This is a genomic window from Clostridium sp. AF34-10BH (assembly GCF_003478095.1).
Lineage (GTDB): Bacteria > Bacillota > Clostridia > Lachnospirales > Lachnospiraceae > Acetatifactor > Acetatifactor acetigignens.
On sequence record NZ_QUEC01000016.1, the window covers coordinates 25,724 to 40,137 of the forward strand.

10 protein-coding genes are annotated in these 14,414 nt (G+C 47.3%); 6 read left to right on the forward strand and 4 right to left on the reverse strand.

The features are described 5' to 3' along the window. Positions 1–45: 45 nt before the first annotated feature. The 4 genes from DWZ61_RS11480 to DWZ61_RS11495 all read right to left on the reverse strand — a co-directional run bounded on the left by DWZ61_RS11480 (position 46) and on the right by DWZ61_RS11495 (position 6,602). On the reverse strand, positions 46–1,980 hold the full coding sequence (locus DWZ61_RS11480; protein WP_118538591.1) for a hypothetical protein: 1,935 nt from the start codon (positions 1,978–1,980) through the stop codon (positions 46–48). A gap of 4 nt (positions 1,981–1,984) precedes the next feature. Then, positions 1,985–4,090, reverse strand: coding sequence for an MMPL family transporter (locus DWZ61_RS11485; RefSeq protein WP_118538593.1), 2,106 nt, complete (start codon positions 4,088–4,090; stop codon positions 1,985–1,987). Between the two features lie 153 nt (positions 4,091–4,243). Beyond that, the gene (locus tag DWZ61_RS11490) at positions 4,244–4,816 is read right to left on the reverse strand and encodes a TetR/AcrR family transcriptional regulator (RefSeq protein ID WP_118538595.1); all 573 of its coding nucleotides are present in this window, start codon (positions 4,814–4,816) and stop codon (positions 4,244–4,246) included. 49 nt (positions 4,817–4,865) lie between these two features. After that, on the reverse strand, positions 4,866–6,602 hold the full coding sequence (locus DWZ61_RS11495) for a DUF885 domain-containing protein (protein ID WP_182427058.1): 1,737 nt from the start codon (positions 6,600–6,602) through the stop codon (positions 4,866–4,868). Between the two features lie 314 nt (positions 6,603–6,916). Here DWZ61_RS11495 and DWZ61_RS11500 point away from each other — a divergent pair, with 314 nt between their 5' ends. From DWZ61_RS11500 to DWZ61_RS11525, 6 genes are all read left to right on the forward strand, one after another. Beyond that, positions 6,917–8,008, forward strand: a complete 1,092-nt coding sequence (locus DWZ61_RS11500) for a GntR family transcriptional regulator (protein ID WP_118538632.1) — start codon at positions 6,917–6,919, stop codon at positions 8,006–8,008. 34 nt (positions 8,009–8,042) lie between these two features. Next, positions 8,043–9,629: an FGGY-family carbohydrate kinase gene (locus DWZ61_RS11505; protein ID WP_118538599.1), complete on the forward strand. Its 1,587-nt coding sequence runs from the start codon at positions 8,043–8,045 to the stop codon at positions 9,627–9,629. A 98-nt stretch (positions 9,630–9,727) separates the two neighbouring features. Beyond that, entirely contained in the window at positions 9,728–10,432 is a 705-nt protein-coding gene (locus DWZ61_RS11510) for an L-ribulose-5-phosphate 4-epimerase (protein ID WP_118538601.1), read from the forward strand. Between the two features lie 260 nt (positions 10,433–10,692). After that, positions 10,693–11,535 (forward strand): transketolase, encoded by an 843-nt coding sequence (locus DWZ61_RS11515; RefSeq protein WP_022312729.1) that lies wholly within the window; start codon positions 10,693–10,695, stop codon positions 11,533–11,535. Beyond that, positions 11,535–12,479, forward strand: a complete 945-nt coding sequence (locus tag DWZ61_RS11520; protein ID WP_022312728.1) for a transketolase family protein — start codon at positions 11,535–11,537, stop codon at positions 12,477–12,479. Before DWZ61_RS11515 ends, DWZ61_RS11520 begins: the two co-directional genes overlap by 1 nt. A 272-nt stretch (positions 12,480–12,751) precedes the next feature. Further along, the gene (locus DWZ61_RS11525; protein WP_118538603.1) at positions 12,752–14,377 is read left to right on the forward strand and encodes a histidine kinase; all 1,626 of its coding nucleotides are present in this window, start codon (positions 12,752–12,754) and stop codon (positions 14,375–14,377) included. The last annotated feature ends 37 nt before the right edge of the window (positions 14,378–14,414 follow it).

Here is a 14,414-nt window from a genome sequence, read left to right on the forward strand (position 1 = left end):
ATAGAAAAGGAGAGGGGCTTTGTCAAGTTACGTGCTTGTGATGTTTTATTTTACAGCGTTGATCTTGTAGATAAATTTCACACTGCTGTCCATACCGTTATTGTCTCCGGTGAAGGAGTTGTAATTTTCGGATACGGAAGAGGTAGCTTTCATACGATCGATCACTTCCTGAAGTTCATCGGTATCCATATCAGTCAGTTTGCTGATGGCTTCGTCATTGTATTCGATCATGCCGTCCTTTAATTCCTTGGAACCATCCTTCAGCTGACTGATACCATCGATCAGCTTATCGCTTCCATCGGAAAGCTCGTTTACGCCGTTAGCCAGTTTGCCGCTGCCGGAGGCCAGATCTCTGGCACCTTCTACTAAAGTATCAGCACCATCATACAGCTCTTTACTTCCGTCTGCCAGTTTGTCAGCGCCATCCTTTAACTGGGAAGCACCGGCAACGACCTGGGCGGAACCGTCAGCCAGTTTGGAAGCACCGGCACTTGCGGATGCTACACCGGCGGTGTAAGTCTGGAGACCGGTGTAGAACTGATTATAGCCATCCAGAGAAGCTTTCAAGGCAGCAATGCTGCCGGCAGCTTGTGAAAGACTTGTGGCTTTATCCTGAATGGTTTTCAAATTTGCCTGAAGTGCGGCATCACCTGAGGATACGCTCTGGGATGCCTGAATCATACCCTGATATTTTTCAATTGTCAGTCCGGCCTGCTGGAGGACATATCCCAGAGCAACGTCAGCATCCGAGAGAGGCTCCATTTGCTGATACAGAGTATTTAATATGGTCGCATAATTAGATATTGTCAATTCTTCCGGAAGCGTGAGACCGGCAGCCGTTAACTGGGAAGCTGCAGTTTTCAACAAAGTATCGAATACCTGGCCGGCAGCGCCGTTCAAAGTATCATTCTGTGCAGTCAGCTGACCGAGACCATTCTTCAGATCATTAGTACCGGACTGCAGGCTCCGTGTACCTGCTAACAGGGTCTTGGTGCCCTCCTGCAGTGTACCGATGCCGCTCCGCAGAGAACCGACACCGCCTCTTAAAGTGACAGTACCGTCAGCTACTTTGTAAGCGCCATCCCGGAGGTCGTTGGAACCATCGGACAGTTCTTTTACACCATCCTGCAAGTCACCGGATTTGTCATAAAGCTCTGTGACACCATCATAAAGATCGGAAGTCCCGTCCAACAGTTTGTTGGTAGCATCCGCCAGATCATCCATTGCCTCTGTCAGGTCATCGAGATCATCCACATTACTGAAATCTAGACGGGAGAAGACGGAATTGGTGGCGATGCAGTAGGATTCATTCATGGTGAAATCCGTTGCATCGGCCTCAATCTCCAGATAATCGTCGAAATCCTCTTCCATATCCAGGTTCGTACCCAGTCCGGGGAAGACGATACCGGTGACAACGCTGTGGCTGCCGTCGTTGATGACCTTACCTGAGGACACCTTAATATTGCTGAAATTGTCATTATCCAGGATCATACCGGTCATTACCGCAAAAGGAACATAAATCTTTTCCTCTTTTCCGGCAATCTCACGGGTCTCATATAATTCGTTCGTGTAATCATAGCGGATCACTACATGACCGCTCTGGCCGTTCAGATCTGAGGGGGAGATCTCCTTGCCGTCCAACGTATAAGTAACTTTCAGGGAAATGGGAGCCTCCTTATCGGGATTGCTCTGGGTGTAGGAATCTTTTTCTCCCTGATTCTTCAGCCAGTCGCTGACGTAGATCTTCTGCTGGGTTCCGTCTGCATTCAGGATCACATAGACGGTCTCATCAATGGAGGCTGCGGAGGTATCTTCGGATTTCCAGATGTCATCTACGGCATCCCGGATCTGCTCCTTGACCTCGGTCTCTTTCTTTTCGGAAGTTTTTGCATATACGGAGACACCGGTAACACTTAAGGCTACCACACCGGCGAGGCACAGAGCCCCGGTTCTCCAGGCTTGTTTTTTCAAATTGATCATAATCTTATGCCGTCCTTTCTTTCAATGTATTGGAGGGTTCTGCATTCTTGTTCCGGAAGCCGATGCTGGTGACACAGATCATCTTGTCGAACAGCATGAACATGGCCGGCAGGAACAGGATAACAGCAAACATACTTACAATAGCGCCTCTTGCCATCAGATCACAGAGGGAACTGATAATGTCCACGTCGGAATACAGGGCAACACCGAAGGTGGCGGAGAACAGTCCCATGGCGCTGACGATAATGGAAGGAATGGATACCTTCAGGGCGTTGGTGACAGCTTCACGTTTGTCCCTGCCTTCGTAGCGTTCCTGCTTGTATCTTGTGGTCATCAGAATAGCGTAGTCCACAGTAGCACCCAGCTGAATCGTACTGATACAGATCGGGGCAATGAAAGGAAGTGACGTTCCTGTCAGGTGAGCAAGGCCCAGATTGATGAAGATGGACAACTCGATAACAGCTACCAGGATCAGCGGCAGGGTAATACTTTTTTCTACCAGAGCAATGATCACGAAGATCGCTACGATAGAGACGGTATTTACAACTTTGAAGTCCTCGTCGGTGGTCTCGATCAGATCCTTGGTACAGGGAGCTTCACCGATCAGCATGCCCTTGGAATCGTATTTTTTCAAAATAGTATTCAGCTCATTGATCTGGGCATTTACCTCATCGGTAGCGGTCTTATATTCGGAGTTCACCAGAAGGAGTTCCCAGTCATCACTCTTTAATACTTCTTTTACGGATTCCGGAAGCATTTCCTCTGGTACCAGGGGGCCCACTACGGATTCCAGACCCAGAGCATATTTGATACCCTCGACGTTTTCCATCTCGTGGATCATGGCACGTACGTCAGTGTCAGATACATCGGTGCTTACCAGTACCATATGGGTGGCACCTACACCGAAGTCTTCCTGCAATTTGCTGTTGGCTACCACGTAGGCCATATCTTCGGGAAGGGTTTCACCGAGATCGTAATACACTTCATTGTTGGTTGCCTTATAAGACAGATAAGAAGGAAGTACCAGCCCCAGGAACAGGATCAGGAATACCGGGAATACTTTGGTGATACCTGAAGCAACTTTTCCCATATCCGGCAGCAGGGATTTGTGACTGGTCTTCTGTAATAACTTATCCAGTACCAGGATCATGGAAGGAAGCGTTGTGACACAACCGATGACACCCAGGATGACACCCTTGGCCATGACAATACCAAGATCCAGACCTAAGGTATAGCTCATAAAGCACAGAGCGATAAATCCGGCTACCGTGGTGATGGAACTTCCGACCACGGAGGTCAGAGTGTTGTTGATGGCTACAGCCATGGCTTCCTTGTTATCCTCATACATACTCTTCTGTTCTTCGTAGCTGTGCCAGAGGAAAATAGAGTAGTCCATGGTTACAGCCAGCTGCAGGACAGCGGACAGTGCTTTGGTCAGGTAAGAGATCTCTCCGAGGAAATAGTTGGTACCCATATTTAAGAGGATTGCCATACCGATACTCATCAGGAAAACAAACGGTGTGATCCAGTTGTCCATGAAGATCATCATGGCTACGCAGGCCAGTGCAACGGCAATACCTACATAAATCGGTTCCTCTTTTTCGCACAGATCCTTCAGGTCGGTGACCATGGCGGACATACCGGAGACAAAACACTGCTTGCCGGCAATGCTGCGGATCGCTGTGATCGCCTCCATAGTATCGTCGGAGGAGGTGGAGGTATCGAAGAAGATCGCTAGCATGGTGCTGTCACCGGAATTGAAAGCGTCATATAGTTTGGAAGGAAGTATTTCCATGGGAACGGAAACATCTGCGAAATCGTCATACCAAAGAACGGTGTCCACATGATCTACATGGGAAATATCTTCCCGAAGGGAGGAGACATCCTTGGGATCCATTCCCTCGATAATAACGAAGGAAAAGGCTCCTTTTCCAAATTCATCCATCAGAATATCCTGACCCACTACCGTGTCAATATCACCGGGCAGGTAAGTCAGCATATCGTAATTGATCCGCGTCATGATCATACCGATCAGGGAAGGGACCAGTAGTGCAACTGCCAGTATCAGAATAGGAATACGGCATTTTACGACCCATTTACCAAATTTCATAAAACAGGGCTCCTTTCGTTGTCGATTCTTTCTCAATTGGTATTGTATGCAAGGAATCCAGTCTTGAAAACGGACAAAAAAAGGCAATGCACAAAAATTGCGCATTGCTCTTAAATAATCCAAAATATGTGCAAACATGGACAAATGTCCAAATTAACGGGACACACGGGTCAGGGCTGCTTCGATATTTCCGTGGAAAATCTCGCCGACACGCCGGATCAGTCCCTCCGGATCTTTCTTCATTCCGGTGTTCAGCCAGTCTAAAATCATGCCAACCAGGGCAAATTTGTAAAAATCTACCACCATTTTCTGATCTTCGGGAAATACTTTTTTATGAGCCGCATGTTCCACCTGTTCCGTGATCCTGGATACATACAGTCGCATGACCTCTCCGGCGATACTGTAAAGGTAGCGCTCCACCCGTTCTCTGCTGACGGAATTGTAAATATGGTAGACTAGACGCTTATTCTCCAGAGCGAACCGGGCAGCGGAGATAAAGCCGTCCTCCCAGGAGTCCATATCCAGATGCTGTGACAGTACCCGCTCCACATCTGCATTCAGAATGTGTTCCAGCAGAGCGGTGATATCCTGAAAATGATAGTAAAAAGTGTTGCGGCTGATGCCGCAGTCATCCACGATGTCTTTTATAGTGATCTTATCCAGCGGCCGTTCATTCAACAACCGGATAAAGGATTCTTCGATAGCCTTGCTTGTAAACTGTGTCATGGGTTCCTCCAACCTGATGATCCGTACACTTTATCCTATCACAAAAACGTTAATTTGTCATTAAAAGCAGGTCTTCCAGTGAGGAAAAATCAGAAGTTCCCTGTTCCAGATAAAAGGTATGGAATCTAAGGTCGGAGTAAGCATCTTTCCAGTGACTTCTGGCGGTGTCCTGCAGCTGCAGAATCTCCAGATAACCGATGTAATATTTCGGATAATTACAGGGCTCTTCTGCGATATAAGTGTAGATTGCTTCGCAGGTCCCGGGAGAATCAATACCGAATTTCCCAAGAACCTCTGCCACCTGATCGTATCCGGCGCCCTCTCCGTGGATCAGGAGGTCCAACAGAGTGTACATGCACAACTGCAAGCTGCGGGTATGCTTCTCCAGCCGGGCCGACTGTGCGGCATCCGACTGTCCGGCCTGTTCCAACAGAGTGGCCGCATAATCATAGGAAAGAAATTCCACATACAGTGCCCAGCCTTCGAGATAACCGCCGTACCAGATGAGTTTCCTGGCGGGATTCCTGTCTCTGTTGGAAAAGGTGCGGTTACTGTACACGGTCTGGTAGAGATGTCCCGGGAATCCTTCATGAGCCAGTGTGGTGTAGAGCTCCAGTCCCTGAGGGGAGTTCCGGCGGTTTATATATATGACATTATTGTCGGAATCTCCCAGAGGCGTGGTTAGGTAAAAGGCCGGTGCACTATAGGGCTCCAGACTGGGGACCACATCTTTGACAGTGACGGTGGGAACGGGACTGCTGACAGGAAAGTCATTTTTCATACGAGCCTGTAGATCCGAGAGCATTTCTTCCGGTTCTGCCAGAGGGAAAACTGCCGTATTTTCTTCAGAAAGCAGTGTAATCAGGGAAGGGGACTGGGAAGCCAGATTGCGGATCGCAGATTGCTCTTTCTGAAATTGCACAAGCAGCATCTGCACCAGTTCTTTTTCGGAACGGGAGGAACCGGTCTCGGAAAACAGCAGATGGAGATAGTAGGTCTTTCCGTCCGGCAACAGGGCGAGCCCTTTCGGGAGCCCATTGTGGGCACTGTTGTTTTCGCCCGAAGCAGCATTGGCAGTTGTTTCGGATGCAGTGGAATCGGCATTGGTGGAAGTTTCCAGAGAAAGAAGCCCTTCGGACAGGGCGGCATAGGCGGGCTGCACCACCGTGGCAAGCAGGTGTTCGTTGGTCTCAATCAGAGAGGCAGTCTCCTCCGGTGTAAAAAGTCCCTGCTTCTGTAGCTCTGACAGGCGGTCTTCAAAAGTAGTCTGTAAAAAATGGGTTCCCTGTGCCAGTTCTTCGGTTGTGACAATGGTGTCACATTGCTTCCGGACTTTTTCTGAGGAGCAGGCAGGCATAAAGAAGCCTGCGGCAGCTTTTTCCTGCTCGTAGAGAAGCAGGGAGGCAAAATAGTCATCTATCTGATCCAGGAGAGCCAGGTAATCCGTGACATCCCGTTTTGTGCGGAAGGTGTATTCCGCCAGCAGAACGGGAAGCTGGGACTGCATTCCGGAGGAAGGTGACAGAGGCTCATTGTAATAAGGAAAATCTGCCAGAGCCAGATCATTTTCCAGAGAGCGATGCAATAACCGGTAAGTATAGGCATTTTCCGGGGAAAGTCTGTCAGGGTCTATACGGTCAAGCCGGTGCAACAAGTCGGAACAGTGTTCTTTGCTGTCTTCCGGCTGGCCGGAGTGGTAGATCGGAAGCACAGGTTCATATTCGGAGATGCCAAAGGTCTTTGGATCGGCAATGGTGTAGTGCATATTCAGGGTACTGCCAGTCATTTCCTCCTGAAAAAGTTGGGAGGTGAACTGCTCAAAATGTCTATCCGGGGAGGTATGGGAAGCTACAAGGGTCAGAGCACCGGTGAGGGCGCAGAGAAGACTAATACATATGAGTAGTTGAGGGAAGGAGAGAGGGGGACGTTTACGCACGATGATTACCTGATGAAAAAGAGTGTTGGTAAGAGTATATGTGAATACTCCACGGGATAGACTTACTGCAAGGTTGTATACCATACAACTATATACAAATGTACCTAAAACAGGTAAAAGATGTATTGACTTTGTACGGTGGTCTGATTATACTGAAAGTGATTATGGAGACAAAATATCAAAACCTCATTAATTACATACAGGAACAGATCTCAGACGGACAACTAGGTCCGGGAGAGAAAGTTCCCTCGGAGAATCAGCTGTCGGAACAGTTCCATATCAGCAGGCAGACGGTGCGGAAAGCTATCGGCACGCTGGAGGAGGACGGGCTGGTGCAGAGGATCCGTGGCAGTGGCACTTATGTGAGCTTTGACCGCCGGAAGAATCTGGAACAGCGCAACAGCATCGCCGTGGTGACTACCTACGTGGACAGCTACATTTTCCCCAGAATTTTACAGGGAATGCAGAATACTTTATTTGAAAGCGGGTTTTCTGTCCAGATCTATTTCACAAACAACACGCTGGACCGGGAGAAAAGTATTCTGAAGGATCTGTTGAAACGGGACGATGTGGCCGGAGTGATCATGGAGGGGACAAAGAGCGGATTGCCGAATCCGAACCTGGATCTGTACCGGCACCTGATGGCCAGAAAGATACCGCTTCTGTTTTTCAATACCTATTATCCCGAACTGGAGGCACCGCATGTATCGTTAAATGATGCGGAGGCGGCCTACAAGGCCGTAAGATATCTGATTGGCAAGGGGCATCAGAAGATCGGGGCAATCCTGAAGCTGGATGACGGTCAGGGCAGACAGCGTTATCTGGGATATCTGAAGGCCATGGAAGAGGCCGGGCTCACTGTGACGGATTCCCGGATGGTGTGGATCGACACGGACGAATCGAAGCAACTTGGTTACTGCCGGGACAGAATCCTGAATCGGGTGGAGGAATGCACCGCCCTTCTGGCATACAATGATCAGATTGCTTTTCAGTTGATTCGGATGTTGACAGAACGCAATATCCGGGTACCGGAAGATGTGTCAGTCATCAGCATCGACGATTCGGATCTGGCGAGACACAGCGAGGTGCCCATCACTTCCCTGCCGCACCCCAAGGAGAATCTGGGGAAAAAAGCAGCGGAGACATTGTTACAGATGATCGCGGGCAGGAAAAAGGACCTGACTTACGAATTTGACACCCGTGTCGTAGAGCGGGAATCTGTTGCGGAATGCACTGAAAACGGAAATAAAAAATGAGATAAATATAAAGAAGTGAAAAGGAGAGAACACAATGAACGAAGCAGTAAAAGAAGCGATCAGAACAGGAAAAACAGCCCTCGGTATTGAGTTTGGTTCCACCAGAATCAAAGCGGTACTGGTAGATGGGAGCCACGCACCCATCGCCATGGGAACCTACGACTGGGAGAACCGTCTGGAGAACAACATCTGGACCTACAGCCTGGAAGATATCTGGAAAGGTCTGCAAGGATGCTACAAGAGCCTGACAGACGATGTAGAGGCAAAATACGGTGAGAAGCTGACCACCCTGGGCTCTCTGGGATTCAGCGGAATGATGCACGGCTATATGCCGTTCAATGCAGCCGGAGAACTTCTGGTGCCTTTCCGTACCTGGAGAAATACCATGACGGAAGAAGCCTGCAAGAAGCTAATCCCGGTATTTAATTTCAACATTCCCCAGAGATGGAGCATTGCACATCTGTATCAGGCTATTTTGAGCGGAGAAGATCATGTGAAGGATATCGCATTCTTCACCACCCTGGCAGGATACATTCACTGGAAGCTGTCCGGAGAAAAGGTGCTGGGCATCGGTGAGGCAGCAGGTATGTTCCCCATTGATTCCACCATTATGGATTTTGATCAGAAGATGCTGGATCAGTTCGATGGCTTACACAATTTTGACTGGAAGATCCGTGACATTCTGCCGAAGGTACTGGTAGCCGGAGAGCCTGCCGGTGTTCTGACCGCGGAAGGTGCAAAATTACTGGATTCCACCGGAACCTTACAGCCCGGCGCACCCATGTGTCCTCCCGAAGGTGATGCGGGAACCGGCATGGTAGCCACCAACAGTGTGGCAGTCCGCACCGGTAATGTCTCTGCCGGAACCTCCATTTTCGCTATGGTGGTACTGGAGAAGGCTATGGAAAAAGTACACGAAGAGATCGATATGGTCACCACTCCCGACGGTATGCCGGTAGCTATGGTACACTGCAACAACTGTACCTCCGATCTGAATGCCTGGGTAAATCTTCTGGGCGAATGTGCAGAGAGCTTTGGCGTAAAAGTAGATAAGAATGAACTGTACGGCGTGCTGTACCGCAAGGCACTGGAAGGTGCTGCGGACTGCGGCGGCGTGACAGCATACAATTATTTCTCAGGAGAGCCCATCACCGGACTGGATGCAGGGCGTCCCATGGTGGTAAGAACTCCCGATGCGGATTTCTCACTGGCAAACTTCATGCGTTCCCATCTGTACAGCGCAGTTGCTACCCTGAAGATTGGCATGGACATTCTGTTAAAAGAAGAGCATGTAGCCGTGGATTCCCTGATGGGCCATGGCGGCTTCTTCAAGACTCCCGTGGTGGGACAGCGTGTCATGGCAGCAGGCATGAACGCACCGATCACCGTTATGGATACAGCCAGTGAAGGCGGTGCCTGGGGTATTGCTATTCTGGCAGCTTTCATGAAGGAGAAAAAAGACGGCGAGACTCTTTCTTCCTATCTGAATGACAAGATCTTCGCAGGACAGACCGGAACCACACTGAACCCGGATCCTGAGGATGTGAAGGGATTTGATGCTTTCCTGGAAGAGTACAAGAAACTGCTTCCCGCAGAAAAGGCAGCCGTTGCGGCAAAATAATTTTTCAGATGCAATTTGAGCCTGCATAGTGTACGGAAGTACACGATACCTATGTGTCGGAAAGTTGGCAGGCTGTGGAAAGGAATGAGATTAAGTATATGTTAGAGGAATTAAAACAGAAAGTATATGAAGCAAATATGGATCTGCCCCGGTATGGTCTGGTGACTTTCACCTGGGGAAATGTCAGCGCCATTGACAGAGAGAATGGACTGTTCGTGATCAAACCCAGTGGTGTGGATTATGACAAGCTGACACCGGAGATGATGGTAGTCATGGATCTGAACGGCAATAAGGTGGAAGGGGATCTGAATCCCTCTTCCGACACTGCAACTCATCTGGAGCTGTACAAGGCGTTCCCGGAGATCGGCGGTATCGTGCATACCCATTCTTCCTATGCTACCAGTTGGGCACAGGCGGGAAGAGACATTCCCTGCTACGGAACCACCCATGCAGATTATATCTACGGTCCGGTTCCCTGCGTGCGCTGCCTGACAAAGGAAGAAATCGAGGACGCTTACGAGGAAAATACCGGACACTTGATTGTCAACGAGTTCAAACGTCTGGGCAAGGACCCGAAAGCAGTGCCTGCCGTTCTGTGCAAGAACCATGGGCCTTTTGCCTGGGGCAAGGATGCCAGAGAGGCTGTCCACAATGCGGTAGTACTGGAAGAGGTGGCAAAAATGGCTTATCGTGCAGAGACGATCAACCCCAGAATTCAGCCGGCACCGCAGGAGCTGCAGGATAAGCACTATAATCGCAAGCATGGAAAGAATGCATACTATGGCCAAACAGTTCAGAAATAGAATTTGGCTTATAGTGCGAGGGTGCTTGCACACAGAGCACTATATGACAAATTCTATTAGCGGAGCGCACCTCCATGAAATGAATTTGTGAGTGGAACGAACAAATTTATGAATGGAGGTCTGAACTGTATGCTGGAATTTGCCACCGCAATATTTTACGGTAGAAGAGCAATTCTTTTACTAGACTAGCATTCGTAAGTATGCTAGTATAACAACGTAAATCGCAACAGACAAGCCAATATGGCGGAATGGAGGAGACAATGAAGAATTTAGAACTGCAAAAGCGTGCCAATGATGTCCGCAAGGGCATTGTGACCGCAGTTCATGGTGCGAAAGCGGGACATCCCGGTGGATCCCTGTCAGCCGCAGATATTTTTACATTTTTATATTTTGAGGAGATGAACATTGACCCACAGAATCCCGATATGGAGGAGCGTGACAGATTCGTACTGTCCAAGGGTCATACAGCTCCCGGACTCTATTCCGCACTGGCTTACAGAGGATATTTCCCGGTAGAGGATCTGCCTACTCTGCGTCACCTGGGTTCCTATCTGCAGGGTCATCCCTGCATCCATATCCCCGGCGTGGATATGTCTTCCGGATCCCTGGGACAGGGCATTTCCGCAGCAGTAGGTATGGCACTGGGTGCAAAGATGGAGAATCGTGATTTCCGTGTATACACACTGCTGGGTGACGGTGAGATCGAGGAAGGTCAGGTATGGGAGGCAGCCATGTTCGCAGGCTTCCGTAAGCTGGACAACCTCTGTGTTATGGTAGATAACAATAATCTGCAGATCGATGGACCTATCGACCAGGTATGCTCTCCTTATCCTATCGATAAGAAGTTCGAGGCATTCAATTTCCATGTAATCAATGCAGATGCTCATGACTTTGATGCGATCCGTGCAGCATTCAAGGAAGCAAGAGAGACCAAGGGCATGCCCACCTGTATCGTATTCCATAGCCTGAAGGGTAAGGGCGTTTCCTTCATGGAGAACAGTGTGGACTGGCACGGCAAGGCTCCCAACGATGAGGAGTATGCAGTGGCAATGGCAGACCTTGATAAGATCGAAAAAGAATTAGAGAAAGCAGGTGAGCAGTAATGGCAGAGAATACCGTGAAAAAAATCGCAACCAGAGAAAGCTATGGTAACTCCCTGAAGGAGCTGGCAGAAGAATTCCCCAATCTGGTCGTATTGGATGCCGACCTGGCAGCAGCTACCAAGACCGGAATCTTCCGTAAGGCATATCCCGACCGCCACATCGACTGCGGTATCGCAGAGTCCAACATGATGGGTGTGGCTGCAGGACTGTCTCTGGTAGGTAAGATTCCCTTCGTAAGCTCTTTTGCAATGTTCGCAGCAGGACGTGCCTTTGAACAGGTACGGAACTCTATCGGTTACCCTCATCTGAATGTCAAGATCGGTGCGACCCATGCAGGTATCACCGTAGGTGAGGACGGCGCTACCCACCAGTGTAACGAGGATATCGCTCTGATGCGTACCATTCCCGGCATGGTAGTAATGTGCCCTTCCGATGATGTGGAAGCAAGAGCCGCTGTTCGTGCCGCTCTGGAATATGAAGGACCTGTATATATTCGTTTCGGACGTGCTGCAGTACCCGTGATCAATGATCATCCCGGTTATCATTTCGAGATCGGTAAGGGAACCGTAGTCCGTGAAGGTAAGGATGTCACCATCGTAGCCACTGGTATCTGCGTAGATTCCGCTCTGGGTGCAGCAAAGATGCTGGAAGAGGAAGGCATCAGTGCAGAGGTTGTAAATATCTGTACCATCAAGCCTCTGGACGAGGAGATCATCATTAACAGCGCCAAGAAGACCGGCAAGGTAGTGACCGTGGAAGAGCATTCCGTGATTGGTGGACTGGGAAGCGCTGTCTGCGACTGTCTGTGCGCAAATCATCCCGTGCCTGTGAAGAAGGTCGGCATGCAGGATGTCTTCGGTGAGTCCGGTTCCGCTGCTGCTCTGGTAGAGAAGTACGGTCTGGATGCCAAGGGCGTTTACAAGTCTGTCAAAGAATTTCTGTAAGAGAATATAAGATATCAAGAGGAAGCCGCCAGTTATGTGAAAACAGAGACTGGCGGCTTCTTTTGCGTCGTGGTATCATGAGCTCGAAATAATAAATGAAAAAGAAGATAATATTGTAAAGAAGTCGATAATCAGGTAAAAGAAGTCGAAAATTAGGTATCAAAAGTCGATATTCAAGCGGAAGTTACACAAGAATATGATACTATATTAGATAGAAATATATATACGGTGCTGGTGTCACAACGGTTGGTGCTCTTAAGAAAGGCGAAATCATGTTAAGCAAAATGAAAAAATCTGTTGTAATTTGCATGAATAGTCTTATATCTGTAATTATTTTTTGCATGATAATAATGCTTTTATGTAGTTGCATCAGTGCAGCTCGTACGACTTGGAAACAGGCAAAAAAGACTTATCATTCTATGGGGGAGTACTATACACGCGATGTAGAAAATAATTTGAGCAATGTTTCGGACTATCTTCTTAGAATAAGCGAAACGGCGGATTATTATGGTATGACTAATTGTGAAGAGGATAAAGAATCTATGAACAATTTGTCAAGACAGCGGCTGTATAATCAATTGAATGAGGATATTCTTGTTTATAGTTCTGCTGATTACTTTTTTATATTTCAAGACAAATATGCAGATATCATGATGGTGGAATCTGCAAAAAAGAAAGCAAAAATACAAAGTCAGAATATCAGAGAACAGTTGAAAAGGTTATTGGAGAGTAGAGAACCTACAGAAAAATGGGAGCTGTTTGATGCAGAAGGTTATCAATATTTAATCAGAGTTGTATCAAAGGATGGTGTGGGGATTGGCTGTGCAGTGAGCCTTAATCGACTGATTGAAACAATGCAAGCTGTACAACTAAGTGATTATTATGTTTCTTACTATAAAATTGGCACAATGATTTTAGACAACGAGTCAGGGAAAGATCTAAAAATAGAACTGCCAATTCAAGAAACAGATGTGGGTGTAAGAATTGTAATTCCTTCAGAAAAGCTATTTGAAGAAATCAGACCGTTATTAAACTTCAGTATGGTTTTTGCTGTGATTTTGATCATACTGCTTTTTGCTCTTTATATTTCCATGTATCACTGGTTTACAAATCCGGTAAAAAGGATTGTATCAGTAATGCAAAAGGTGGATGAAGAAGGAATAGATCTTAAAATGCCGGAGTTTGACAACTGGGAAGAGTATCATATTGTCAGTAAAAACTTTAACAATATGATGGAAAAAATTAAAATTCTGAAAATTGATGTTTATGAGAAAGAAAAAAAGCAGTCTGAGCTGTATAAACAATATTTAATGCTTCAGATTAACCCTCATTTCTTTTTAAATGCTTTAAATACTATTTATATGTTGAATAAAAGAAAAGATAACAATCAGGTAAATATTCTTCTAACATATCTGATAAATTATTTTAAAAGTGTGTTTGCTCGTCAAGGAGAAATGGTTCCTCTGAAGGAGGAAATCAATTTTATGTTAAACTATATGGCGATTCAAAAGTTTCGTTTTGCGGGTGCTATGCATCTTCAGTGTGAAATAGAGCCGGAAGCAGAAATCAGCATGGTGCCGGCTATGTGTGTATTAACTTTTGTGGAAAATGCAATCAAATATTCCACGGATTTCTCGAATGATTTGATGATTGTCGTTTCAGCCAAAGTAGAGGGAGACAATATAAAAATTGAAATTCAGGATAATGGAGAAGGAATTGAGGAGAACATTCTTAAAAAAATAAACCAAAATGAGAAAATTGTGAAAAACGATAGGGAGCATATTGGAATAAAAAATATAGTAGATAGAATGCACATGCATTATGGAGAGGCTGCCAGTGTCAAGGTTACAAATCGGGACAGTGGAGGAGTTAGCGTTGTCATAAATGTACCAAAATGAACAAAAGGGAAACTATAAGATAACTAGAAAAAGATGT

Excerpts from the sequence above, each read along its gene's own strand:
- DWZ61_RS11480 (WP_118538591.1), bottom strand. The coding sequence starts at position 1,980 with ATGATCAATTTGAAAAAACAAGCCTGGAGAACCGGGGCTCTGTGCCTC.
- DWZ61_RS11485 (WP_118538593.1), bottom strand. The coding sequence starts at position 4,090 with ATGAAATTTGGTAAATGGGTCGTAAAATGCCGTATTCCTATTCTGATA.
- DWZ61_RS11490 (WP_118538595.1), bottom strand. The coding sequence starts at position 4,816 with ATGACACAGTTTACAAGCAAGGCTATCGAAGAATCCTTTATCCGGTTG.
- DWZ61_RS11495 (WP_182427058.1), bottom strand. The coding sequence starts at position 6,602 with ATGACTGGCAGTACCCTGAATATGCACTACACCATTGCCGATCCAAAG.
- DWZ61_RS11500 (WP_118538632.1), top strand. The coding sequence starts at position 6,917 with ATGGAGACAAAATATCAAAACCTCATTAATTACATACAGGAACAGATC.
- DWZ61_RS11505 (WP_118538599.1), top strand. The coding sequence starts at position 8,043 with ATGAACGAAGCAGTAAAAGAAGCGATCAGAACAGGAAAAACAGCCCTC.
- DWZ61_RS11510 (WP_118538601.1), top strand. The coding sequence starts at position 9,728 with ATGTTAGAGGAATTAAAACAGAAAGTATATGAAGCAAATATGGATCTG.
- DWZ61_RS11515 (WP_022312729.1), top strand. The coding sequence starts at position 10,693 with ATGAAGAATTTAGAACTGCAAAAGCGTGCCAATGATGTCCGCAAGGGC.
- DWZ61_RS11520 (WP_022312728.1), top strand. The coding sequence starts at position 11,535 with ATGGCAGAGAATACCGTGAAAAAAATCGCAACCAGAGAAAGCTATGGT.
- DWZ61_RS11525 (WP_118538603.1), top strand. The coding sequence starts at position 12,752 with ATGTTAAGCAAAATGAAAAAATCTGTTGTAATTTGCATGAATAGTCTT.